General features: G+C 68.5%; 23 protein-coding genes. 16 read left to right on the forward strand and 7 right to left on the reverse strand.

Annotated elements, in window-relative coordinates:
• The first annotated feature begins 62 nt into the window (after positions 1 to 62).
• The 10 genes from A176_RS06665 to A176_RS06710 all read left to right on the forward strand — a co-directional run bounded on the left by A176_RS06665 (position 63) and on the right by A176_RS06710 (position 10,643).
• On the forward strand, positions 63 to 1,169 hold the full coding sequence (locus A176_RS06665) for a cytochrome-c peroxidase (protein ID WP_044889593.1): 1,107 nt from the start codon (positions 63 to 65) through the stop codon (positions 1,167 to 1,169).
• A 41-nt stretch (positions 1,170 to 1,210) separates the two neighbouring features.
• On the forward strand, positions 1,211 to 1,609 hold the full coding sequence (locus tag A176_RS06670; protein WP_044889563.1) for a hypothetical protein: 399 nt from the start codon (positions 1,211 to 1,213) through the stop codon (positions 1,607 to 1,609).
• Between the two features lie 183 nt (positions 1,610 to 1,792).
• Entirely contained in the window at positions 1,793 to 2,635 is an 843-nt protein-coding gene (locus A176_RS06675) for a c-type cytochrome (RefSeq protein WP_002634313.1), read from the forward strand.
• Positions 2,632 to 3,243, forward strand: coding sequence for a respiratory nitrate reductase subunit gamma (locus tag A176_RS06680; RefSeq protein ID WP_002634312.1), 612 nt, complete (start codon positions 2,632 to 2,634; stop codon positions 3,241 to 3,243). Before A176_RS06675 ends, A176_RS06680 begins: the two co-directional genes overlap by 4 nt.
• An 18-nt stretch (positions 3,244 to 3,261) precedes the next feature.
• The gene (locus tag A176_RS06685; RefSeq protein ID WP_044889562.1) at positions 3,262 to 3,903 is read left to right on the forward strand and encodes a cytochrome c3 family protein; all 642 of its coding nucleotides are present in this window, start codon (positions 3,262 to 3,264) and stop codon (positions 3,901 to 3,903) included.
• Between the two features lie 12 nt (positions 3,904 to 3,915).
• A complete protein-coding gene (locus A176_RS40860; protein WP_002634310.1) occupies positions 3,916 to 6,888 on the forward strand; it encodes a TAT-variant-translocated molybdopterin oxidoreductase in 2,973 nt (990 codons plus the stop codon).
• Entirely contained in the window at positions 6,885 to 8,363 is a 1,479-nt protein-coding gene (nrfD, locus tag A176_RS06695; RefSeq protein WP_002634309.1) for an NrfD/PsrC family molybdoenzyme membrane anchor subunit, read from the forward strand. Before A176_RS40860 ends, nrfD begins: the two co-directional genes overlap by 4 nt.
• Positions 8,360 to 8,884, forward strand: a complete 525-nt coding sequence (locus A176_RS06700) for a DUF3341 domain-containing protein (RefSeq protein ID WP_002634308.1) — start codon at positions 8,360 to 8,362, stop codon at positions 8,882 to 8,884. The genes nrfD and A176_RS06700 overlap by 4 nt, the downstream gene beginning before the upstream one ends.
• The gene (locus A176_RS06705) at positions 8,881 to 9,450 is read left to right on the forward strand and encodes a c-type cytochrome (RefSeq protein ID WP_002634307.1); all 570 of its coding nucleotides are present in this window, start codon (positions 8,881 to 8,883) and stop codon (positions 9,448 to 9,450) included. The genes A176_RS06700 and A176_RS06705 overlap by 4 nt, the downstream gene beginning before the upstream one ends.
• Entirely contained in the window at positions 9,447 to 10,643 is a 1,197-nt protein-coding gene (locus tag A176_RS06710) for a hypothetical protein (protein WP_002634306.1), read from the forward strand. Before A176_RS06705 ends, A176_RS06710 begins: the two co-directional genes overlap by 4 nt.
• Positions 10,644 to 10,867: 224 nt before the next feature.
• On the opposite strand, the gene A176_RS41140 is transcribed toward A176_RS06710, so the two are convergent.
• Positions 10,868 to 11,845: a C39 family peptidase gene (locus A176_RS41140; RefSeq protein ID WP_082282695.1), complete on the reverse strand. Its 978-nt coding sequence runs from the start codon at positions 11,843 to 11,845 to the stop codon at positions 10,868 to 10,870.
• A gap of 398 nt (positions 11,846 to 12,243) precedes the next feature.
• Between A176_RS41140 and A176_RS06715 the strand changes: the two genes are divergently transcribed.
• The 3 genes from A176_RS06715 to A176_RS06725 all read left to right on the forward strand — a co-directional run bounded on the left by A176_RS06715 (position 12,244) and on the right by A176_RS06725 (position 16,076).
• Positions 12,244 to 13,317: an oxidoreductase gene (locus tag A176_RS06715; protein ID WP_044889561.1), complete on the forward strand. Its 1,074-nt coding sequence runs from the start codon at positions 12,244 to 12,246 to the stop codon at positions 13,315 to 13,317.
• A gap of 224 nt (positions 13,318 to 13,541) precedes the next feature.
• Positions 13,542 to 14,603, forward strand: a complete 1,062-nt coding sequence (locus A176_RS06720) for a trypsin-like serine protease (RefSeq protein ID WP_049872242.1) — start codon at positions 13,542 to 13,544, stop codon at positions 14,601 to 14,603.
• Positions 14,604 to 14,780: 177 nt separating this feature from the next.
• The gene (locus A176_RS06725; RefSeq protein WP_002634304.1) at positions 14,781 to 16,076 is read left to right on the forward strand and encodes a YecA family protein; all 1,296 of its coding nucleotides are present in this window, start codon (positions 14,781 to 14,783) and stop codon (positions 16,074 to 16,076) included.
• A 12-nt stretch (positions 16,077 to 16,088) separates the two neighbouring features.
• On the opposite strand, the gene A176_RS06730 is transcribed toward A176_RS06725, so the two are convergent.
• From A176_RS06730 to trhA, 5 genes are all read right to left on the reverse strand, one after another.
• Positions 16,089 to 16,637, reverse strand: a complete 549-nt coding sequence (locus tag A176_RS06730; protein WP_002634303.1) for a DUF3592 domain-containing protein — start codon at positions 16,635 to 16,637, stop codon at positions 16,089 to 16,091.
• A 10-nt stretch (positions 16,638 to 16,647) separates the two neighbouring features.
• Positions 16,648 to 17,556 (reverse strand): alpha/beta hydrolase family protein, encoded by a 909-nt coding sequence (locus A176_RS06735; RefSeq protein WP_044889560.1) that lies wholly within the window; start codon positions 17,554 to 17,556, stop codon positions 16,648 to 16,650.
• A 20-nt stretch (positions 17,557 to 17,576) separates the two neighbouring features.
• A complete protein-coding gene (locus A176_RS06740; RefSeq protein ID WP_002634301.1) occupies positions 17,577 to 18,356 on the reverse strand; it encodes a crotonase/enoyl-CoA hydratase family protein in 780 nt (259 codons plus the stop codon).
• Positions 18,353 to 19,000 carry a TetR/AcrR family transcriptional regulator gene (locus A176_RS06745; RefSeq protein ID WP_002634300.1) on the reverse strand — a complete coding sequence of 216 codons (648 nt, stop codon included), beginning with the start codon at positions 18,998 to 19,000 and terminating at the stop codon, positions 18,353 to 18,355. Before A176_RS06745 ends, A176_RS06740 begins: the two co-directional genes overlap by 4 nt.
• A 66-nt stretch (positions 19,001 to 19,066) precedes the next feature.
• Positions 19,067 to 19,720, reverse strand: coding sequence for a PAQR family membrane homeostasis protein TrhA (trhA, locus tag A176_RS06750; RefSeq protein ID WP_082282696.1), 654 nt, complete (start codon positions 19,718 to 19,720; stop codon positions 19,067 to 19,069).
• Between the two features lie 165 nt (positions 19,721 to 19,885).
• Here trhA and A176_RS06755 point away from each other — a divergent pair, with 165 nt between their 5' ends.
• From A176_RS06755 to A176_RS06765, 3 genes are all read left to right on the forward strand, one after another.
• Entirely contained in the window at positions 19,886 to 20,527 is a 642-nt protein-coding gene (locus tag A176_RS06755) for a TetR/AcrR family transcriptional regulator (protein WP_021781083.1), read from the forward strand.
• Positions 20,528 to 20,608: 81 nt separating this feature from the next.
• Complete coding sequence (locus tag A176_RS06760; RefSeq protein ID WP_044889558.1) at positions 20,609 to 22,015, forward strand: TrkH family potassium uptake protein; 1,407 nt, start codon at positions 20,609 to 20,611, stop codon at positions 22,013 to 22,015.
• A 9-nt stretch (positions 22,016 to 22,024) separates the two neighbouring features.
• Positions 22,025 to 22,681 carry a potassium channel family protein gene (locus A176_RS06765; protein WP_002634296.1) on the forward strand — a complete coding sequence of 219 codons (657 nt, stop codon included), beginning with the start codon at positions 22,025 to 22,027 and terminating at the stop codon, positions 22,679 to 22,681.
• Positions 22,682 to 22,696: 15 nt separating this feature from the next.
• On the opposite strand, the gene A176_RS06770 is transcribed toward A176_RS06765, so the two are convergent.
• Entirely contained in the window at positions 22,697 to 23,998 is a 1,302-nt protein-coding gene (locus A176_RS06770; RefSeq protein WP_002634295.1) for a DUF2254 domain-containing protein, read from the reverse strand.
• Positions 23,999 to 24,090: the final 92 nt, after the last annotated feature.

The raw sequence follows: 24,090 nt of genomic DNA on the forward strand, positions 1-24,090 counted from the left end.
TTTCTCCCGGCCCTCTTGCTGCTAGCTTGCGCCGCGCTATGGGAGCGGCCATGGAGGGCCTCATGTTCCGGAATCGGTGGGTCTCGCTGCTGTCGCTGTCCGCCCTGGGCGCGGGTTCGCTCGTGGGGTGTGAGCGGACGCCGCCGCCCGCCGCGCCCGTGGCCGCCCCGGAGCCGGAGAAGCTGCCCGCGCCCAAGCCGATGTCACCGGAGCAGCTCGCGCACTTCTTCAAGCCGCTGCCCCCGCGCAAGGACGCGCCGCCTCCGCCGGAGGACACCGACGCCCAGGTGGCGCTGGGCCGCATGCTCTACTTCGAGCCGCGCCTGTCGAAGAACCACGACGTGTCCTGCAACTCCTGCCACGGCCTGACGACCTTCGGTGTGGACAACAAGGCGCTGTCGGACGGGCACAAGGGGCTGAAGGGCACTCGCAACTCGCCCACCGTCTACAACGCGGCGGGGCACATCGCGCAGTTCTGGGACGGGCGCGCGGACACCCTGGAGGCGCAGGCCACGGGGCCCATCCTCAATCCGGTGGAGATGGCCATGCCGGACGAGAAGCGCGTGCTGGCCACGCTGACCTCCATCCCGGAGTACTCGAAGCGCTTCCGCGAGGCCTTCCCGGGCGACAAGAAGGCGGTGACGATGGTCAACGCCGCGCGCGCCATCGCCGCCTTCGAGCGCAAGCTCGTCACGAAGTCGCGCTTCGACGCCTTCGTGGGCGGCAAGCACGACGCGCTCACCGAGCAGGAGCAGCGCGGCCTCCAGCTCTTCGCCACCACCGGCTGCACCACCTGCCACAACGGTCCGGCCGTGGGCGGGACGTCCTTCCAGAAGCTGGGCCTCATCGAGGACTACCCGGGGCTGAAGGACGCGGGCCGCTTCGACGCCACGCAGAGCGAGGATGACCGGGGCAAGTTCCGCGTGCCCACGCTGCTCAACGTGGAGAAGACGGGCCCCTACCTGCATGACGGCAGCGTGGTGGAGCTGCCGCAGATGGTGCGACTGATGGCGAAGCACCAGCTCGCGCGCACGCTGACGGACCCCGAGGTGGACGACCTGGTCGCCTTCCTCAAGAGCCTCACGGGCGAGCTGCCCCCGGCCGAGTTCATCTCCGCGCCGGAGCTTCCGCCCAGCACGGCGAAGACGCCGAAGGCCGACCCGTCTTGATACGTGCGCGACGCCCCGAGCGTTGCTAAGCAGCGGAGCCCATGGACCGAATGCTCTTCCACGCCCACTCCGGGCTCCGCTATCTGGTGCTGCTGGCCGGCATCCTGGCCCTCGCGTACTTCGCTTTCGGGCTCGCCACCAAGAAGCCCTTCGACAAGCTGGGGCGCATCCTGGGCTCCGCGTACTCGGGCCTGCTCCAGCTCCAGGTGCTCCTGGGCGTGGGCGTGCTGGTGACGCGCTTCTACTACCCGGCGCTCATCGGTCACATCGTGATGATGGTGCTCGCCGCGGGCGTCGCGCAGGCCACGCTGTCCATCAACCGCCGCAAGCCGCAGCCGGCCTTCGTGCTGCCGCTGGTGGGCGTGCTGGTGTCCATTGTCTTCATCATCGGCGGCATCATGGCCATTGGCCGGGGCGTCTTCACCTCGACGGCGATGTGAGTTTCGCCGGGTAAATGCTGCGCTGATTCACCCCGCGCGGCGCAAATGCTGCGCTCTTACGGCCAACGCCCACGCATGTCTGCCTGGGTGTTGGCCGTTCGTCATTCTGGCCTTCGCATTGCAATTCGTGTCGAGCGTGCCGGGCAGTGAGCCCGGCCTCCCTTCGAGGAGGGGCACGCGGCGATGCGGACACACGCCCAGGAGGGACGACCGCGAGGTGCTCGGCGGTTCGTCCCCATCATCCCGCTGCTGGCGGCGCTGACGGCGCCCGAGGCGGCGGCGCAGGGCGCGGCTCGAGGCGCCACGCTCTTCACGCAGCGCTGCGCCACCTGCCACACGGTGGGCGAGGGCGACCGCGTGGGCCCGGACCTGCACGGGGTGATGGAGCGGCGCGACGAAGCGTGGGTGACGCGCTTCATCACCAGCCCGGGCGAGGTCATCGACTCAGGTGACGCGGTGGCCACCGAGCTGCTGGCGCGGTTCAACGGCATCCGCATGCCGGACCAGCAGCTCTCGCCGGAGGAGCGCGCCGCCCTCTACGCCTTCTTCCGCGACTGCACGCAGAAGGGGCTGGGCGGTTGCAAGCCGTCGCCCGCGGCGAAGATGGGGACGGACGCGACGCCCGAGGAGATTGCCCGGGGCCGTCGTCTGTTCGAGGGCACGGAGGCCCTGGCCAAGGGCGGCCCCGCCTGCTTCGGCTGTCATGACGTACGAGGGGTGGGGGTGGCCGGCGGTGGCACGCTGGGGCCCAACCTCACCTTCACCTTCGCCCGCCTGGGCGAGCGGGGCGTGCGGCCCGCGCTGGCGAAGCTGGACACGCCGATGATGGGCGCGCTGTACGCGAAGGCGCCGCTGGAGGAGGAGGAGCAGTACGCCCTCAAGGCCTTCCTCGCGGACGCGTCGCGTGACGGCAGCAAGCCTCGCGCGGACCGGGACTTCTTCTACCTGGGGCTCGTCGGTGCGCTGGCGGTGCTCGGGTTCATGGGCGTTGCCTTCGGCGCGGCGTCGAAGCGAGGTCTGTCGTGAGCGATACCTTCTTCACCGTCGTCCCCTACGTGGCGGCCGGCGTGGCCGTGGCGGGTGTGGCGCGGCGGTGGCTGTCGCGCGCGCCCGCGTCCAGTCCCGCCCCGGTCGCGCCCTGGACGTCCTCGGGACGGGCCGTCGTCGGTGGGGCCGCCATCGTGGCCCTGAACCACGCGTTGGGGCTGTTGGCGCCCCGGGTGATGCAGGCCTTCAACGCGTCGCCAGGACGGCTCTTCACCCTGGAGGCGGTGAGCCTCATCGGTGGACTGTTGCTCACGTGGGGGCTCGCGGGCCTGACGCTGCGCCGGGCGCGGGAAGGGCAGTGGGGGGCCGCCGGGCTGTTGGGGCTGCTCCTCCTGCAAGCCCTCTCCGGTGTCTTCCTGGCCGTGTCGCTGCGCTGGGGCTCGGCCTGGTACGTCCACGTGGTGGTGCCGTACCTGCGGTCGGTGTTCGCCTTCCAGCCGGACGCGACGCTGCTGGCGCAGGCGCCCTTCATCGTCCAACTGCACACCTTGTTCGGAATGGTGCTGCTGGCGCTGGCTCCCTTCATCCGCGCGCAGCCCATCGCCGCGCCCTTGCTCGTCACGCCCCGGGAGGAGACCGCCGGCTGAAGCGGCGGCGCACCCGTCATGAAAGACGCCTCGACTCGCATCCCGTGCCGTGCCCTCGCCGCTGGTTGGATGGGCTCCCTGGCCGCGCTCTCCCTCGCGGGGTGCAGCGGTCCCGTGAACAGCCAGCAGGGCTACATGCCCGAGCAGCCCGTGGCTTTCTCGCACGCCGTCCACGCCGGTCAGTACGGCCTGGATTGCCAGTACTGCCACGTCGGCGCGGAGAAGAGCCGCCACGCCGGCGTGCCCTCCACCACCGTGTGCATGAACTGCCACACGCAAGTGAAGACAGACTCACCTGAAATCAAGAAGGTGGCCGCCGCGGTGGCGGAGAACACGCCGCTCGCGTGGGTGCGCATCCACCGCCTGCCGGACCATGCGTACTTCAACCACGCCAGCCACGTGGGCGCGGGCCTGGAGTGCCAGAGCTGCCACGGGCCCGTGCAGGAGATGGTGCGCGTGGAGCAGAAGGAGCCCATGACGATGGGTTGGTGCCTGGACTGCCACCGCGAGACGGCGGCGAAGCAGGTGTCGGCCCCGTCGCCCTCCGCGCCCCGGTCGGGCGAGCTGCTGGCCGTGTCATCCGGCGTGCCCGCCCCGGAGCCGTTGAAGGCCCCCCGAGTCCTGCAGCCCCCCACGGACTGCTCGAGCTGCCACCGCTGAGGAGTCCCACCCATGTCCGACCCACTTCCCAAGTACTGGCAGAGCCTGGCCGAGCGCGCGAGCGACCCGGGCTTCCTCACCCAGGCGCAGGACGAATTCGCGGAGCCGCTGCCCGTGGGCGTCGCCGCCACGCCGCCGGATGCGAACAGCCGCCGCGACTTCTTCAAGCTGATGGGCCTGAGCGCCGCGGCGGCCATGGTTGCCTGCCAGCGCGCCCCGGTTCAGAAAATCATCCCCTACGTGGCGAGGCCCGACGAAGTCACCCCCGGGCTGGCGCTCTGGTACGCGTCCACGTGCAACGGGTGCAGCGCGCGCTGTGGCCTGTTGCTCAAGACGCGCGACGGCCGCCCCATCAAGGTGGAGGGCAACGACGAACACCCCGTGTCGAGAGGCGGCGTGTGCTCGGTGGGGCAGGCCTCCGTGCTGTCGCTCTACGACGCGAGCCGCGCCCGCTTCCCCACGCGGGACGCGAAGCGCGTGTCCTGGACGGAGCTGGACGCGGACGTCACGCAGGCACTGAGCAAAGCGAGCGAGGCGGGGCAGGGCATCCGCGTGGTGCTCCCGTGGCATCTGGGGCCTACCGCGGAATCGGCCGTGAAGCGCTTCCTCGCCGCGTATCCCACCGCGCGCACCGTGCGCGATGAACCGCTGGGTGAGCTGTCCTCCATCGCGGAGGCCCACCGAATCACGCACGGCATTCACGCCGTCCCGGACTACCGCTTCGACAAGGCCACTGTCATCGCCAGCTTCGGCGCGGACTTCCTGGGCACGTGGGTGTCGCCCGTGGCCTTCACCCGCCAGTACACGGAGGCCCGCGACGCGGCCGGCCAGCGGAAGATGGCGCGGCACTACCAGGTCGAGCCGATGATGACGCTCACGGGCGCCGCAGCGGACCGCCGCTTCGTGGTGGCGCCGTCCGAGCTGCCGCTCGTGTTGGCGGACCTGGTGCGCCGATTGGCGGTGAAGGCGGGGCGCGAGCTACCCGGCCTGCCTTCGGTTCCGCCGCTCACGCTGGACGAGGCCGCGAAGGAGGAACTGGCGGAGGCGCTCTGGGCGCAGCGGCAGGGCGCCCTGGTGGTGGCGGGCGGGGATGACGTGGCCACGCAGGTGCTGGTGAACACCGCCAACGCGCTGCTGGGCAACGAGGGGCGCACGGTGTCGCTGTCGGACGGCACGGTGCTGGACGCGGACGCGCTGTCGTTGGATGCGCTGTTGACGGAGTTGCGCGCGGGCTCGGTGGGGGTGGTGCTCTTTCTTGGCGCCAATCCCGTCTACACGGACCCTCGGGGGGAGGAGCTCGCCGCGCTGCTGACGAAGGTGCCGCTCACCCTGTCCACCAGCGACCGGCGCGACGAGACGGCCGTCCACGTGGGCCTCCACGCGCCGGAGCCCACGGCGCTCGAGTCCTGGGGTGACGCCGAAGTGCGCCGAGGTGTCGTATCCCTGCGCCAGCCCGCGGTGGCACCGCTGCACGAGACGCGCGGCGCGGTGGAATCCCTGCTCCAGTGGGCGGGGGCGCCCCAGCCGCACTACGACTTCCTGCGCGCGCGCTGGGAGGCGGAGGTCTTCACCCTCGCGGGCGTGGTGGCCTTCAGCGCCTTCTGGGACGACGCCCTCCGCCGGGGCGTTGTGTCGCTGCCTGTCGCAAGGACAGAGGCGCCTGCCTTCCAGGAGGAGGGGCTCGCGAAGGCGTGGAAGGGCGTGGCCCGGCCTCCCGGGGAGTGGGAGCTGGTGTTGTACCCCACGGTGGCGGTGCGCGACGGCGCTCCGGCCAACAACGGCTGGCTCCAGGAGGTGGCGGACCCCATCACCAAGGCGACGTGGGGCAACCCCGCGTGCATCGCTCCGGCCCGCGCGAAGGCGCTGGGGCTGAAGGACGGCGACGTGGTGAAGGTGGTGGCGGGCGGCAAGACGGTGTCGGTGCCCGTGCTGGTTCAAGCGGGGACGCATCCCTCCGTCATCGCGGTGCCGGTGGGCTATGGCCGCACGCACGCGGGCCGCGTGGCGAACAGCATTGGCGTCAACGTGTACCCGCTGACGGCGGTGAGAGAAGGGCGCGCGCGCCACGCGGTGCCAGGCGTCACGGTGGCGGCCACGGGTGAGCAGCAGCCGCTGGCGCTCACGCAGACGCATCACCGGCTGGAGGGACGCCCGCACGTGCGAGAGGCGGAGCTGGCCGCGTTCCTGGCCAACCCGCGCGCGGGCAACGAGGTGCAGGCGGGCCACGGTGGGGGAGGGCACTCGCTCTCCATGTGGTCCGGCCATGAGTACAACGGTCACCGCTGGGCGATGGCGGTGGACCTGAGCGCGTGCACGGGGTGCTCGGCCTGCGTCGTGTCGTGCCAGGCGGAGAACAACATCCCCAGCGTGGGCCGCGACGAGGTGCTGCGTCGGCGCGAGATGCACTGGATGCGCATCGACCGGTACTACCAGGGCGACGAGGCCAATCCCCAGGTCGTCCACCAGCCGATGATGTGCCAGCACTGCGAGAACGCGCCGTGCGAGACGGTGTGCCCGGTGCTGGCCACGGTGCACTCCAGCGAGGGGCTCAACCAGCAGGTCTACAACCGCTGCGTGGGGACGCGGTACTGCGCGAACAACTGCCCCACCAAGGTCCGCCGCTTCAACTGGTTCGACTACCCGCACGACGAGCCGCTGGAGCGGATGGTCCTCAACCCGGACGTGGTGGTGCGCAGCCGGGGCGTCATGGAGAAGTGCTCGCTGTGCGTGCAGCGCATCCAGGAGACCAAGGCCGTGGCGAACCGCGAGGGCCGCCCGCTGCGCGACGGTGAAATCCAGACGGCGTGTCAGCAGAGCTGCCCCGCGAAGGCCATCCACTTCGGTGACGTGAATGACCCTGACAGTCAGGTGGCGCGGCTCGCGAAGGACGGACGGGCGTTCCGGTTGCTCGAGGAGCTGAACATCGGGTCGTCCATCACCTACCTCACGAAGATTCGGAACACCGGATCGGGAAGCGGCACATGAGCCATCAACATCTGTCCTCGCTGCGCGTGCCGCTCGTCACCGAGCCGCGCACCCTGGGCCAGCTCACCGAGGAAATCTGCGCCCCCATGGAGCGGCCTCCCACGTGGAAGTGGTGGGTGGCCTTCGGCATCGCGGTGGCCGTGCTTGGCACGGGCGCCGGCATCGTCGGCTACCAGGTGGCGACGGGCATCGGCGTGTGGGGCCTCAACAAGACGATTGGCTGGGCCTTCGACATCACCAACTTCGTGTTCTGGGTGGGCATTGGCCACGCCGGCACGCTCATCTCCGCCATCCTCTTCCTCTTCCGTCAGAAGTGGCGCACCAGCATCAACCGCGCGGCGGAGGCGATGACGCTGTTCGCCGTGATGTGCGCGGCGCTCTTCCCCGTCATCCACATGGGGCGGCCCTGGCTGGCCTTCTGGGTGCTGCCGTATCCGAACGACCGCGGCAGCCTGTGGGTGAACTTCCGCTCGCCGCTCTTGTGGGACGTGTTCGCCATCTCCACGTATTTCACCGTGTCGGCGGTGTTCTGGTACGTGGGCCTGATTCCGGACCTGGCCACCGTGCGCGACAGGGCGAAGGCGGGGATTCGCAAGGCCGTCTTCAAGGTGATGTCGCTGGGGTGGACGGGCTCGCACCGGACGTGGAGCCGCTACGAGACGGTGTACCTGCTGCTCGCGGGGCTGGCCACGCCGCTGGTGCTCAGCGTGCACACCATCGTCTCCATGGACTTCGCCACGTCGGTCATCCCCGGCTGGCACACCACCATCTTCCCGCCGTACTTCGTCGCGGGCGCGGTGTTCAGCGGCTTCGCCATGGTGCTGACGCTGATGATCATCACCCGCGTGGTGCTGGGCTACGAGCACCTCATCACCCTGCGCCACCTGGAGAACATGACGAAAATCATCATCGTCACGGGTGGGCTGGTGTCGCTGGCGTACGCGACGGAGTTCTTCATCGCCTGGTACTCGGGCAACCCCTACGAGCGCTTCGCCTTCATGAACCGCGCCTTCGGGCCCTACGCCTGGGCGTATTGGATCATGGTGACGTGCAACGTGGTGTCGCCGCACCTCTTCTGGTTCAAGAAGATTCGCACCTCGCCCGCGGCCATCTTCGTCCTGTCGTTGGTCATCAACGTGGGCATGTGGTTCGAGCGCTTTGTCATCATCGTCACGAGCCTCCACCGCGACTTCCTGCCGTCGAGCTGGGCCATGTACACGCCGACGATGGTGGAGGTGGGCACCTTCATCGGGACGTTCGGCCTCTTCTTCACGCTGTTCCTGCTCTTCGTCCGCGTGCTGCCCATCATCTCCATCGGCGAGGTGAAGAGCGTGCTGGGCTTCGCTCGCGACGGTCATGCCGCGCCACCGCACTCGCCCGCGAAGCCGGTCGCCGAGGAGCCGCACCCCGTGGCCCACCGGCCCGTCGCGGCGGTGCCGCTGGCCATCGTCACCCGAAAGGACGCACCTGTATGAGTGCCCCGGTTCTCATCGGCTACTTCGACAGTGAGGCGCAGGTGCTGGACGCCACCCGGGCGGTGCGCGAGGCGGGCTTCGTGCTCCACGACGTGTACACGCCGTACGCGGTGCACGGCCTGGATGACGCCATGGGCCTCGAGCCCAGCCGCCTCACGTGGGTGTGCTTCGGCGGTGGGCTGCTGGGGTGCACGCTGGCGCTGTCGCTCCAGCTCTACACCAGCGTGGTGAGCTGGCCCCTCAACGTGGGCGGCAAGCCCTTCAATTCGCTCCCCGCGTTCATCCCGGTGTCCTTCGAGCTGACGGTGTTGTTCGCAGCGCTATCCACGGTCGCGGCCTTCCTGCTGCGCGCGAAGCTCTTCCCGGGGAGCCGGCGCTCGGTGCTGCCGCGTGTCACGGATGACCGGTTCGCCATCGCGGTGGCCCCGCGCGAAGCCCCGTCCGAGCTGGACGCGGCCGAGGACCTGATGCGCCGCCACGGCGCGGTGGCGACGGACCTGCTGGAGGAGGTGGCGTCGTGAGAGGGCTGCACCTGGGCGTGGTGGTTCTGAGTCTGACCGTCGTGGGCTGCGAGCAGGACGAGACGCGGCCCAACTTCGAGTACGCACCGGACATGGTGTCCTCCGTGCCGTACGACACCTTCGCGGCGAACCCCGTCACCGTGGACGGCAAGACGCTGCTGGCGCCGGTGAAGGGCACGGTTCCGCGAGGGCACCAGCCGCTGCACCTTGCAGCGGGGCCGGAGGAGGCTGCGAGGGCAGGGCGGGAGCTCCAGAATCCCTATCCCGCGTCGCCGGAGGTCCTGGCCCGGGGGAAGGTGACCTTCTCGCGGTACTGCGGTCCGTGTCACGGCCCGGAAGGGTTGGGCGACGGGCTCGTCACGGCGCGCTTCCCGATGCCGCCCTCGTTGTTGGCGGAGCGCGCGAAGCAGCTCCCGGACGGGCAGGTGTTCCACATCATCACCCACGGGCAGGGGCTGATGCCGCCCCATGGCTCGCAGGTGGCGCCGGAGGACCGGTGGAAGATTGTCCACTACGTCCGGACCTTGCAGGACCCCGCGCGGACGGCGCGGAAGGACGTGCCATGAGCGCTGAGACGCATGACGAACCCGCCGCGTTGACGAGCGGCTTCGAGGTCCCTCCCGCCGTGCACCGCGCGGCGCAGGTGCTGGCCGGCGTGGGCCTGGGCATCCTGGTGGCGGGGCTGGCCATCGCCCGCGAGCGCGCCCTGGCGAGCCTGCTCACCAGCGGCTTCTACTTCCTCTGCCTGGGCCTGGGCGGCGCGGTGTTCTTGGCGCTGATGTACGTGGCGAACGCGGGCTGGTTCACCGTGTTCAAGCGCGTCCCCGAGGCCTTCGCGGCCTATGTGCCCTGGGGCGCGGTGTCCATCCTGGCGCTGTTGCCCTTCGTGGCCTCGCTGTATCCGTGGGCGAAGCCCGGCGTCATGGAGACGGACCACCTGCTGCACGAGAAGGCCGCGTTCCTCAACGTGCCGTTCTTCGCGGTGCGCATGGTGGTGATGCTGGCGCTGTGGACGGGCTTCACGTGGATGTTGCGGCGCATCTCGTTGCGGCAGGACGCGGAGCGCTCGCCGGAGCTGGCGGGGCGCAACGTGAGGGTGTCGGCGCTGTTCCTGGTGGTCTTCGCGCTGACCTTCTGCCTGGCCGCGTTCGATTGGCTGATGACCCTGGAGCCGCACTGGTTCAGCACCATCTACGCGCTCTACAACTTCGCGGGCCTGCTCAGCTCCACGGTGTGTGCGATGACGGTCGCGGCGATTCTGCTCCACCGCGCGGGGGCGCTGCCTCAACTCAACACCAGCCATCTACACGATTTGGGCAAGCTGATGTTTGCCTTCGCCACGTTGTGGGCCTACCTGTGGTTCTCGCAATACCTGCTCATCTGGTACGCGAACATTCCGGAGGAGACCGTCTACTTCATCACCCGGACGCACGGGACGTGGGCGGTGGCCTTCTATGCGAACGTCGTCCTCAACTGGGCGCTGCCCTTCGTGTTGCTGTTGCCTCGGCCCGCGAAGCGCAATCCGTCGCACCTGCTGCGCGTGGCGGCCATCCTCCTGGTGGGTCGCTGGTTGGACCTGTACCTGATGGTGGTGCCGGGTGGTCAGCCCGACGGTGTGGCCCTGGGTGTGTTCGAGCTGGCCGGCTTCGTGGGAATGGCGGCGCTCTTCACGCTGGCGGTGACGCGGACTGTGCGCTCCACGCCAATGGTACCGGTGGGGGACCCGTACCTCGTGGAGAGCCTGCACCACCACACCTGAGCTGGGTTTGAAGAAAAGGGAGCGGTGGATGCCTCGATGGCGGGGCCTCCCCGGAAGCCCGCTCCCCAACGCGACGCCGCCCGTCCTCCTCGACGGGCGGCGTTGCCCTTTGGGATGAGCGTTCACGCGGAGGGGGTTCTGCTGTTCCTCCGGACCAAGGCTCAAAAGGGGCGACGCTGGCTGAAGGTCTCGTCGCTGTTCGCGGCGGCGGTGCCCGATAGGCGCTACGGCGTTTGGGGGGGCTGGGCGCGAATGGTGGGCCTGGCCTGTCTGCTGACGGCTCGATCGACGAAGCCGTCCTGGTCACTACCTCGGGCGGGGGCGACTGGCGGAGGAGTGAACGTCACCCCGTGGTTGCGGAAGTGGTACGACCTGTTGCGGTGTCTGCCCTCCCTTGGGGCCATCATCAGTCCATTGGTACCCTCGCGCCGCAGCGTAATCGGGACGCCTCCGTTCGGGTCGTTTGCTCTGTACGTACCGTCCTCGTTCTTTCCGGTGAGGGTGATCCAATGGTCCGGAGTGCCACTTAGAGATCTCCCTTGGGTGCCACCGTAGCGCACGCCAATCGCTACAGGCCGCTTCTCATCTAGCTCTCGGTCGATCTGAGCAATGGTGAGGTTGTCGAGCCTGTTAGCGGTAATTTCTGGAGAGCCTCCCAAGATGCCAGTCGTCTTGGGAAAGAACACACTGTTGCCACTGTATCCCTTGTTGTTATCGAGGTACTCATCCATCTGCTGAGGAGTGATGGTCCGGCCACTCAACTGGCTGAGGGCCATGGCCACTGAAGTGATAGCGCAGCCATGGGTTCCGATGCTTGGGATATCGGAGCCTCGTTCGGCGGGCCCTGTCCCTCCCAGCCGACGCGTACCCCACGCCGGATCGCCCTGATTGAAGAGCGGCACTCCGTCTTGGCTATTGTAGGTCCTGCTCGGAGAGACCGGGTCCCTCCAAATTCGTGGGGTGCTACCAGTACTTGGTGATTCAGCGGGAGTGAACGTGTCCCTCGTGAACAGGGGCGCCGCACGCTGAGGTGGAGTCTGTGTCTGGCTGGCCTGAGTGCCCTGAGTTTGAGAGGGGCGTCCCGTAACGGCCTGATTCGAGCCACGGTTGATAGTGGGCTGAGCCTGTGGGGCGGTTCTTGCGCTGTACGTGCGGGCAAGCCCTGTCAGCATGTCGTTCGCTCTTGTTAGGTAGCTCCGCATGTGTACCCCATGTCCGGCGGGAGTCGTTGATGTGTGGCTTGTGCTGGTAGGTTTCCTCTCTACTTCAATGGATTTGTGCTTTGAGTTGCAAGCTTCCGCGGTGTGGTAAGGTTCAGGATTGGAAGGAACGAGGCGGGCGGCTCTCGTTCTGATGCTTGAATTGTTGGGGTGTTTGCTTGTGATTTTCGCTCGGGATGACAGGCCTGTTGATGCCACTCCATTCGTGCGTGTGGGGTTCGATATGGAGTGAAGCTCGCTCCTGATGACGCGTTCTCAGATGGGGTGGTGCAGAGCGTCATGAGGCAGCTTCCCCTCTTCGTTGCTGCCCTCGCGTCATGCCGTCTTGGGAGGTGTGCCGGGCGGCGTTGCCCTTTCCTGGGCAGAGGGTAGGGTGCCTCATGGCCTATTCCTCCCCTGGACGCGCACCCCTCCGAGTGGCCTTGCTGGGCTACGGCATCGCAGGCAGGCACATCCACTCGCCGCTGATTCAAGGTGTGGAGGGACTGGTGCTCCAGGTCGTGGCCTCACGGCAGGAAGAGGCCGTGCGCTCGACGCTGCCGCACGTCACCCGCTGTGACTCGCATGAGGCCGGGGCGACGCACCCCGACGTGGACCTGGTCGTCATCGCCACGGCGAATGACCTGCACGCGCCGCTGGCGGAGGCCGCCCTCAAGGCGGGAAAGCACGTCGTCGTCGACAAGCCCTTCACCATCACCCTGGCAGAAGCCCGCGCGTTGCGCGCCCTGGCGGAGTCGCGGGGCCTGCTCCTCTCCGTGTTCCACAACCGGCGTTGGGACACCGACTTCCAGGCGCTGAAGGCGTTGCTGGCGGAAGGGACGCTGGGCCACGTCGCGCATGTCGAGTCGCGCTTCGACCGGTTTCGCCCCGAGGTCCGCGCGCAGTGGCGGGAGCAGGTGGTTCCAGGCGCGGGCGTGTGGTTCGACCTGGGGCCGCATCTGGTCGACCAGGCGCTGCACCTGTTCGGGTTGCCGGAGGCGGTGTCCGGCACCCGCGCGGCGCTGCGAGAAGGCGCCTTCGTGGATGACTGGTTCCAGTACACGCTCGCTTATCCCCGGCGGCGGGTGGTGCTCCAGGCCTCCATGCTCATCGCGGCGATGACGCCTCGCTTCGCCGTGCATGGCTCACGAGGCTCGTGGCTCACCGTGGGGCGCGATCAGCAGGTTCCTCGCCTGGTGATGGGCGGTCCACCGGAAGGCCTGGCCTGGCACGGGGCCTCGTCACCTGCACAGGACGGCGCGCCCACCGTCGCATCGGCGGGTGACTATCGGCAGTACTACGCCGGCATCCGGGATGCCCTGCTGGGAGGCGCACGCAATCCCGTGACGCCCATCCAGGCCGTGGCCGTCCAGGCTGTTTTGGAGGCGGGCATCGAGGCACAGGCGAGTGGCCATGCCCAACCGCTGGCGCTCACGGATTCGGAGCGCGCCGCTTTCGAAGCCGGCGTGGATTGATTCGCACGGCTTCGTCAATGCAGTTCCACGGGTGCGGAGCCGTATGTCCGCCATGGGGAAGCGATGGGTTGACATTGCAATCCGCGCAATCGCTTATCTGCGAATAGAAGCGGCTTGGCCCATCCCTCTCCAAAGTGAGTCTGGAAATGATTTCAAGCGCAGCGAAGGTCCATTGGTCTCTCGCCAGTACGTTGTTCCTGTCTATCGGATGTGGACCTGACGTCGTGGAGACGGAGCGCTCGGAAGGGCCTGTCGCGGCCAGCGAGCAGTCCATCGTAGGCGGGACGCTGACGTCCTCCATGGCGGACAATCCGTGGCAAGTCTCTCTTCGACTCAACGGAGCCACATTTTGTGGTGGCGTGATCCTCAACGAGAACTGGATCCTGACGGCCGGGTATTGTTTTTACGGGTATGCCAATGACCCCGTCTCCGTGGTCGCAGGCTCTCCCTGGCGCCTGGGCACCGAAGGCCAGCACCGGGGAGTCGCCCACGTTTTCGACCATCCCGCTTTCGTCCATGACCCCCGGGCGAACGACCTCACGCTGCTCCGCCTGGATGCTCCGCTGGATTTGGGGGGTCCACACGCAAAGGCCATCAGCCGCCTCTCGGCCGCAGATGGGCTCGCGGGACTCCCGAACATCGGCGATACCGCGCGGATCTCGGGCTATGGGTACCTCGCCTACCCGAGTCAGGGCTCCCCCTCCACGGGGCTGCGAACCTTGGACGTCAGTGTCGTCAACAACAGCGCGGGGCAGGCTTACTATCCTCCCGGCATGGGCCCCACGGCTGCGCAAATCGTTGCGGCGGTTCCGGGTGGGGGCCCGTGCCAGAATGACGCTGGGGGACCGCTCACGGTCCTCAAGGACGGGACGCGTGTCCTGGCGGGGATTATCAGCTTGGACCATGGCTGTGGCGATCCGCTCTATCCAGGCGTCTACACCCGTGTCTCCTCCTACGAGGAGTGGATCGATTCGGTGGCGGGCAAGACCCTGTTCTTCCAGGCGGGCATCAACAATGCCGTGGGACCTGGCCCCGTTTTCAGTTTCAACGTTCCGCCAGGGGCTCCCGCCCTCGAGGTCTTCCTCAGTCAGGGATTCACGACGGGGTTTATCTCGGCTCGCGCGGGCCAGATGCCGACGGATACCGTGAATGACTGCCGCGTCTCCGGAACCCTCGGCAGCCGGGTCTGTCGGGTCAACCGTCCCGTCCCTGGCACGTGGTACGTGCGCCTCACGGGAAGGGTCTCGCAGGCGTCATTGAACGTGGTCATTCCCGGGGTGCCCTGACGGGACGCGCAGGAGTAGGGCTGGGGCTGCACGGGCGCCTCGTGGCGCTCGTCGGCCGGGGGCGGTGCGGCTTGTTCCGCCTTCCGTGCAGGCGCTGCTTGATTCGCGCCCAAGGGGATGCCTACTCCTAGCGCCGTCGCGGACGCTCCCTGTCCGGCGCGCCCCCCGAGGTAGCCCTTGAGCTCGAAGAAGCCCGGCCGTAACGACCCGTGTCCCTGTGGCAGTGGCAAGAAGTACAAGGTCTGCCATGCCACCGAAGACCGGGCTCGCGCCGCGCCTCCCGCCGCCCCGGCCGCGCCCCTGCGGGCCGACCTCGAGGCGGCCATGGAAGTGCTGGGTGACCCCGATGTGTCCAAGCTGTCCGGCGCCCTGGAGCGGCTGGCGGACCTGCTGACGGACTGGGGCCCCGTGCCCGGCCTGCGCTTCGACGTGAAGGCCTTCTCCGAGCACGTGGGCAAGGAGCTGGCCCGGCTGTCGGAGAACGCGGACCAGGACGCGTCCACGGCCCGGCGGGAGCTGCTGGTGGGGACGGTGCGCGAGTTGGGGACGCCGGCCTTCCTGGCGTCGCTGGGCGCCGCGCTGATGGCGAAGATGTCCACGCCAGGACTGTCCGCCGAGGACCGGAGGGCCATTGGCGTGGGCGCGCTGCTGGCCTCCGCCTCGAAGCGGATGGGCAAGGCCCGGCCGGAGGACATCCCCGTGCTGGACGTGGTCTTCGACGTGCAATTCCGTGAATGGAGTGCCCGGCACAAGGAGCTGTCCCAGAAGTACGAGACGCTCGTGAAGGGGCTGGAGGAAGAGTCCCTCTCCGACGAGGCGAAGGAGGCCCTCCAGCAGGCCCGGGGCGGCGACGTGGCCGCGCTGCTCAAGTACGTTCAGGAAGACCCCGCGCTGGCCGAGCGCATCGCCCGTGAAGCCAAGGAGCGGGCCGCCCGCGTGGAGGCGTGGCTGCGGGCCTCGACGTCCCCGGCCGTCTTCTCGCCCGAGGAGGAGCTGTGGCTCACCTGCGCGCTCTGGGAGCATATGCAGGCGCTGAAGAACCTGCCCGCGGGCACGGAGCCCTCGGTGCGCCGCGACGCGGTGACGGCGCTGATGCGGGCGGTGAAGGGCGCGCTCGACGACGACTTCCTCGCGGGGCTGTTGGACCGGCTGCGGGAGAAGGCGAAGGACGCGGCGGCGGATGAAGCCGCCCAGACGGCGTACATGGACGCCGCCATCGCCTTCGAGGCGGAGCCCGCGCGGATGACGCTCGCCGCGCTGCTCACGGCGCGGAAGGAGGCAGAAGGTCGCTCGGCCGAGGAGATGGTGGCGCTGGCCGACCTCAAGGCGCTCACGGAGTGGACGCCGGAGGCCTTCGAGCCCTACCGCGCGCTGCTGCTCAGCATGGGCCTGCCGGCCGCCGCCGCGCGCATCGAGCGCTGCCAGGCGTGGCTCAAGGACCATCCCGTGAAGCTGCGCGCCGAGCAGGTCTGAGCCGGGGCCGCGTCAGGACGCCTCGGGCCGGCGACGGCGTGGGGCGTCCACGGGACGCACGTCGTTCACGTCGAGCATGTGCGTGGTGGGCTCTCGGGCGTCGTAGAGCACCGTGACGTCCTGGCCCACCTCCGCGTGAAGGAGGGCATCACCGAACGCGGAGACCTTGTGGAGGCCTTTGTGCGTGGTGCCGTGCTCGTCCGCGAACTGGTAGGTGATGAAGATGCCGCCGTCCCGGCGCTGCTTCTTGTGCTGGATGCGAACGACGCGTCCTACGACAGCGACTCCCTCCGACAACAGACTTCGGTTCGTCCGGAGATTCCGGAAGCCGTGCCACACCATCCCCACGCCGGTGCCGAGGAGTCCGAGCGCGAGGATGGCCAGGGGGATGTGTGGAATGTTCCAGGGACGGGGGCTGCCCTTGCCCGCTTCGGTGGCATGCGGGGCGTCTGCCTCTTGATTCGGCCGTGGCTTCATCATCCCGAGCGTCATGCTCAAGCCGAGCGCGGCCGCGAGTGCGCCGACAATCAGAAGGGCCGCGGGGCTTTCGCGTGGCTTCATCCGGCCGAGTCTAAATGCGCGCGCTCCCTTGCGAAAACGCCTCGGCTCCAGAACCTCGCTCGGAGAACCACGCCAGGGCCCGGTCCCAGAGTGGGAGCGCCTTGGGCCGGAAGTACCCCACGTGCCCGATGGGGCCCATTTCACGCGGGTCGACATCCACGCGCTCGATGGTGGCCCGCGGATAGGCGTTCAGCAGGAACGCGTCGCGGGAGCTCGGCGGGGCCCACGCATCGTCCAGCGCGTTGACGGCGACGATGGGGACGCGGACCTGCGCGCACTGCCGCGCCAGCTCCGGCGCGGCCGGGTCGTCGAGGAAGTACCGGGGGAACTGGCACCAGCGGCGCCACTGCCGGTACACGTCGAGCGGCAGGTCTTCGCCCATGCCGAGCAGACTCCACGGCAGGTATCCCTTCCAACGCACGATGGGCGGGAGCACGACATTCCAGAGCATCCAGACGCGGGCACGCTCGAAGGGAGACATCCAGCCGTGCCATCCCGCGCCCGCCGCGAACACCTGGCAGCCCGCGATGCGGTGGTGGTTGGGAATGAGCCCCAGCGCATGGCCTCCGAACGAATGCGCGATGACGAAGAGCGGGAGGCCGTCGTCCGGCATGGCTTCCACCGCGGCCGCCAGGTCAAGCCTCGCCCAGTCGAGAAACGACGCCTGGAAGCCCACGAGTGACGCGGACTTCGAGCGGCCAATGCCTCGGTAGTCGAAAGTCAGCGTTTCGAAGCCGTGCTGGGCCGCGTGCGCCGCGAAGCGCGCATAGAAGGTCTGCGGCACGCCGGTCGCGCCCGCGACAAGGATGCGCCCGCGAAGGGGCGCGGTGGCCATGAAGCGGGTGGCGCCGAGGGAGAACCCATCCGACGCGGACAAGGCGGTGGCGTCTCCGCGAAGGAGCTCGGGTTGCACTGGCATGTTTCGAGTCCCTGTCCCGGTCAGCGGCCCCGGAAGGTCGCGGGCCGCTTCTCGAAGTAGGCGGAGATCGCCTCCTGGGCATCCTCCGTCGTCGCGAGCTGCTGAATCGCGGGCAGGAGCTTTGCCGTCGCGGCGCGCTCACCCTCGAGAACGGCGGTCCTCGCGCTTTCGAGCGTCGCCTTGACGGCGAGGGGCGCCTTCGACGCGATGCGGTTCGCGAGGCCCATCGCGGTGTCCATCAACGCGTCCCTCGCGACGACGCGCTGCACGAGCCCCAGCCGGTGGGCCTCGCGCGCGTCGAGCGCATCACCCGTCAGCAGGTACTGCATCGCGTTGCCCCAGCCCATGGTTCTCACCCAGCGGGCCGTGCCGCCACCGAAGGGGAAGATGCCGCGGTCGATTTCAATCTGCTCGAAGGTCGCGTCCTCGGAGGCCACCGTGATGTCGGCCGCGAGCATCAGCTCGATGCCCAGGGTGAGGCACTTGCCATGCACCGCGATGATGAGCGGCTTCGTCCTCGCGGGCCCGTGCGTTGCCCAGGGGTCGATGCCCGCCGAGCTGAACAGCGTCTGCGCGTCCCCGAGCCTGGGGAACACGTCCATCAGGTCGAGCCCCGCGGTGAACATGGAGCCGTGGGCGAAGATGACGCAGACGCGCACGCTCTCATCGGCTTCCGCTCGCGCCAACGCGGCCGAGAGCTGCTCGATGAACGCGATGTTCATCGCGTTCCGCTTCTCGGGGCGGTTCAGACCAAGCTTCCGCACGAACCCTTCGGTCTCTTCCGTGACGAGTGTGTTCATGGGCCCTTCCTCCTGGCGTGTGACAGCGTTTGAGTGGCGGGAGGCGCGTCCGGACGGAGGCACCTCCATGCGGCATCGGCGAAGACCTTCTCGATGCCGGGTTTGAGCTCGACGTGGCCACCCGCCCATCCGCGGAGCAGCTCCTGCGCGGGCCCGAGCATCAGCGGCATGTAGGCGGAAGGCGGCAGGGCCAGCAGCTCGCCCGCCTGGGCGAAGGCCTTCATCCGACTGAAGCCCTCGCGGACGAAGTCCCCGGTCGCGGATTGGATTTCCGGCCCGGCTGCGGCCACGGCTTCTTCCCGGCGCATGCGCAGCAGGTAGCGGGCGGCCTCGGGGTGCTCGCGGGACCACGCGATGTGGTGCGTGACGACCGCCCGCACGAAGTCTTCCGCGTCGTGCTTCTTCTCCAGGCGTGTTCGCAGCGACTCCTGATGGAGGCGCAGGCAGTCGATGTACAGCGCCACCGCGATGCCTTCCTTCGCACCGAAGTGGTGGTAGACGCTGCCCACGCTGGCGCCGCTGACCTTGCGGATGTCCTCGATGGTCGTCGCGGCCCAGCCCAGCCGGGAGAAGCACTCCAGCGCGGCATCCAGGATGGCACGACGGCTCTGCTCGCCCGTCGCACTGCGGCGTTTGCGCTCCATGGCTAGAATTTGATTCTAGAACCAGATTCTAGTCAAGGGACCCGCTGGGGCTGTGTGCTCGTCCGCCTACACGGTCGCTGCGCGGACGAGCCGCAGGACGACGGTGAAGTGGAGCGCGGCGCCCACCAGTGTCAGCGCGTGGAACATCTCGTGGTAGCCGAAGACGCCAGGCCGGAGGTTCGGCCGCTTCAGGGCATACGCGATGGCGCCCGCCGTGTAGGCGACGCCTCCCGCGAGGATGAGCGTCATCTGGTTCCCGGTGAGGGCCTGCCGCGCTTCATCGAAGTACGGAACCAGTGTCCAGCCGACGGCGACGGCCAGCGCCGCCGTCACGACCTTGGGGGCCTGAATCCAGAACAGCGACTGGAGGACTCCGGCGAACGCGCCCGCCCAGATGAGGAGCAGCAGGCGGTCGCCCGTGGCACCGGCGATTCCGAGCAGCGCGACGGGCGTATAGGTGCCTGCGATGAGGATGAAGATGGAGGCGTGGTCCATGCGCCGCATCCACGTCCGCCCGCGCAAGGACCAGTTCACGCGGTGGTACGTCGCGCTGACCGTGAACAACACCACCAGACTGACGGCGAACACGGCGGCGGCGGCCGCGGCCCGGTGGGTGGGGGCCATCGAGACCAGCACCAGGCCCGCGCCCAGCGCCCCCGTGGCGGCGAACTGATGCAGGACACCTCGCAGCTTCGGCTTCTCCGGGACCTGGACGCTCAAGGCAGGTCCCACGTTTCGAAGGTGACGAGGAGGGTGTGCGCGGCTGCGTCGTGCAAGACGGCTCGGCGAGATGCGGGGTACATGTAGGGCTCCAACTCCACCGGTGGGTTACCAGTTGGTAGGTTCCGGTTGAGTAAGTTACTGTTGGGTAGGTTAGAGGTCAACGTGGCGACGAAGAAGCGACTGTCGGGTGCCGACCGGCGAATCCAGTTGATGGAGGTAGGGCGAGGCGTGTTCGCCTCGAAGGGTTACGAGGCGACGTCCATCGAGGAGGTGGCCCAGCAGGCGGGCGTGTCGAAGCCCATCGTCTATGAGCACTTCGGCGCGAAGGAGGGGCTCTACGCGGCCATCGTGGACCAGGCGATGGACGACCTGGTGACGCGTGTGTCGGAGAGCATCGCCACGGGCACGCCTCGCGAGCGGTTCGAGCGGGCGGTGCTGGCCTTCATGACGTACGCCAAGGAGGAGCCCGCGGGCTTCGCGGTGATGACGCGCGATTCACCGCTGGCGGCCGGCAGGCGGGGCCTGACGCGCGTCATCGACGACCTGGCGCTGCGGGTCGCGGACATCTTCAAGGTCGAGTTCGTGCATGCCGGCTACAACCCCAAGGTCGCGCCCATCTACGCGAACGCGCTGGTGGGCATGGTGACGCAGGTGGGGCAGTGGTGGGCGGAGGAGGGGCGTTCCTTCTCCATCGATCATGTCGCGAGCCACGTCGCGGCGCTCGGGTGGATGGGATTGCGGCACCTGCCGAAGGAGCCGGCGCCCTCGGGGGGGCGCCGCGCCTCGAAGCGGCGCGGCGGGTAGGTCGGGCCGCGCTGCCCGCCCGGGTTCTCGCGTGGGAAACTGGTGGAAACTCCCGACCTGGAGCATGGTCCGCATTGCCCCGTGGACTCATTTCTTCGTGCCCCCTTCCATTGGCTCTGGCTGCGCTGGTTCTCCATCTCCCCGGCGATGCTGCTGGCGCTCTCCTTCGCGGTCCTCATCGCGGTGGGGACGGTGGGGTTGCTCTGGCTCCCCGCGCTGTATACAGGCCCGCGACTGGGCTTCCTCGACGCGCTCTTCACCATGACGAGCGCGGTGTGCGTGACCGGCCTCTCCGTCGTGGACACGGCGACGGCCTTCACCCGTTGGGGGCAACTGTGGTTGCTCGTCTTCATCCAGTTGGGCGGGCTGGGGCTCATCACCCTCACCACGCTGGTCATCGGCGCGCTGGGCCGGAGGTTGTCGCTGCGCAGCGAAGTCATCGTCGGCGCGCCCATTGACTACACGCACCGGGAGAATGTGGTGTCCCTGACGCTGCGGGTCGCGCGCTTCACCCTGGGCGTGGAAGCGCTGGGGGCGCTGCTGCTGTGGCTGCTGTGGCTGCCGCGGTTCGGCTGGAAGGAGGCTGCCTGGCACGCCGTCTTCCACTCGGTCAGCGCCTTCTGCAACGCGGGGTTCTCCACGTTCAGTGATTCGATGGTGGGCTTCAACCGGTCGCCGCTCACGCTCCTGGTCATTTCCGTCCTCATCATCCTGGGGAGTCTGGGCTACCTGTCCAGCGAGGAGGCGCTTCGCTGGTGGCGCAGCCGAGACCAGCGCTCGCGGCGGATGAGCGTGCACACCTTCGCGGCGTTGCTCGTCACCGGGGTCTTGCTGGTGGGGGGCACCGCGCTCTTCGCGCTCTTCGAGTGGCGAGGGACGCTGGCGCCCCTGGGGTATGTGGACCGGATTGCCAACGCCTGGTTCATGTCCGCCACGGCGCGCACGGCGGGTTTCAACAGCGTGAGCTACTCCGAGGTGAGTAACGCGAGCGGCTTCTTCACCATCCTGCTGATGGTGGTGGGAGGCAGCCCTGGCTCCACCGCGGGAGGCTTGAAGACGACGACGCTGGCGGTGCTGGCCGCGCTCGCCTTCACGCGCATTCGAGGGCGCCGCCATGCCGAGCTGCATGGCCGCGCCATCCCGGAGGGCACCATCGAGCGCACCGTGTCGTTGGCCCTCATCGCCTTCGGGGTCATGACCGCTGCCGTCTTCGTGCTCAGCTTCACGGAGGGGCATGGCGCGGAGTCGGTGCAGGCCGCCCGCGCCAGCTTCCTGCCCGTGTTCTTCGAGGTGGTCAGCGCCTTTTGTACGGTGGGATTGACCATGGACGTGTCGCCCTCCCTGAGTGTGGTGGGCAAGCTGCAGGTCATCGGGCTGATGTTCGTGGGGCGGCTCGGGCCCCTGTCCTTCTTCGCGGCCCTCAGCCTGCGTGCCCGGACGCACCTGCGGCATGTGCGCCCCGCGCAAGAGGACCTCATCGTTGGTTGAGGAGTACGGATGAAGCGCATCATCGTGGTAGGGCTGGGCAACTTCGGTGCTGTCATCGCCGCGCGTCTGCACGAGCAGGGGCATGACGTCATCGCCATCGACCCACGACCGGCGGTGGTCGACGCCCTGGGCTCTCGCGTCTCGAAGGCCATGGTGGGTGACGCCACACAGCGCCAGGTGCTGGAAGAGGTGGGTGCTCGTGGCGCGGACGCGGCCATCGTCTCCACCGGAGAGGACCTCTCGGCCAGCATCCTCGCGCTGCTCGCTCTGCGGGATACGGGCATCCAGGACATCTATGTGAAGGTCCGCTCGGACGATCACGCTCGCATCGCGAACGCGCTGGGCGCCACCGAGAGCATCTTCCCGGAGCGGGAGAGCGCACTGGGCCTGGCCAGTCGCATCACCAGTGGACGGCTCCTGCAGTACGTTCAGTTGGGAACGGAGTTCGGCCTTCAGGAGATGCCGGTGCCGGAGGCCTGGTACGGCAAGAGCCTGCGCGTGCTCGCCTTGCCGCAGCGTTACCGCGTGCACGTCGTCGCCGTGCATGACGTGCTCCAGGACCGGATGCTCCCGGTGCCGGATCCAGACCGGCTGCTCACCCCTTCCGATGCGCTGCTGGTCGCGGGCGAGCCCTCGGCGCTCGAGGCGGTGGCGGCGCTGCGATGACCCGCGCGGCCGGGCTCAGTGCGGCCCGTGGCCCTGGGGGCCCTCGTGCCGGGCCTCCGCCGCGACCCTTGCATCCGCGAAGCCTCGGGTGACGTTGGCGTCCAGCAATGCGCGCTGTCGCTTCAACTCCCCATGGCGAAAGTCTGGCGCCACCCGCAGGAGGTCTTCCAGCAGGAAGCGCAGGCGCCGAGCCACCTGGATGGAGCCTTCGCCGTATTCGCGAATCTCATCCAGGGAGAGCCTCACGTAGTCGTCGAAGTCGGGACGCGGGCAGACCAGCCGCAGGGTGCCCTGCACGTCCAATCGCTGGGGGCTCGGGAAGTGTCGGAGGGCCAGCCTCCGCAGCAGGTCGTGAAGTTGGTCGAGGGCCTGGACGGCGGTGGAGGGGTCGTTGATGCCGGGGGAGAGTGCGCGCTCGGCCACGTCTACGAGCTGGCGAAAGCCAAAGGCCGTGTCCTGCTGGAGTGTGCGTTCTTGGCCAAACTGGACTGAGTCCAGGAGGGACTGGGGATCCAGTGCGCTGGCGTCCCCCCAGACCTCGAAGAGCGCGCCACCGTGGGGGACGAAGTCGCCCATCATGGGAACGAGGGCGAGCGCGACGCCCGCGCGCCGGGCATGCGTCATCAACTGATCTTCATCCACGGTGATGAGCACGCCGGAGCCTCCCGCGTGGGGGACGACGAGCGAAGGCGCCCCGCGGGGACCCTCCTCACCCGAATCCGCGGCATCGAGGCCGACGCCCTCTGGGTACATGCGCTCCATCGTCTCGCACGTCTCGTCGTGGATGCGGGAGAGGATGACCACGGCCCGAATGGATTGAGCCACATGGTGGATGTAGAAGACGAAGGCGCCCACGCACAGCAGCGCGAGAACGACGGCGAGCCAGACGGAGAGCGACGGAACGTGGCTCGTGATGTCCAGATTCTCTGAGGTGCCCCGGACGGTGCGCAGCCCCAGAAGGGCATATACGAAGGTTCCCGTGAAGATGCCCAGGGCGACCTGGCTCTTCCGGTCCCGGAGGAACGTGCGGAGGATGCGCGGCGAGAACTGGTTGCTGGCCTGTTGGAGCACCAGGATGGTGACGGAGAAGACAAGGCCCGCGAACGTCAGCATCGAGGAGGCCACCGCGGAGAGCACGGAGCGTGCGCCCTCGGGACCTCCTTGGAAGAGGTACCAGTCGTGCTCATGCTGCGACAGATGTGCGTCCAGCGCATGGGCGAACCGCGACAGGCCGACGGCGGCGACCACGCAGAGCGCGGGGACGACCCAGTAGCTCGTGCCGAGCCGCTCTGCGAAGCGTGTGAGCCGGAGCTTCATGCGGGTCGCCTGTGTCTCCCCCTGGAGGGCCCGTGGCATCGGGTCATGCCCCCGGGATGAATCTGAGCATGGCCTCTGCGGGAGGAAAGGAG

It is taken from the genome of Myxococcus hansupus, from assembly GCF_000280925.3.
Taxonomy (GTDB): Bacteria; Myxococcota; Myxococcia; order Myxococcales; family Myxococcaceae; genus Myxococcus; species Myxococcus hansupus.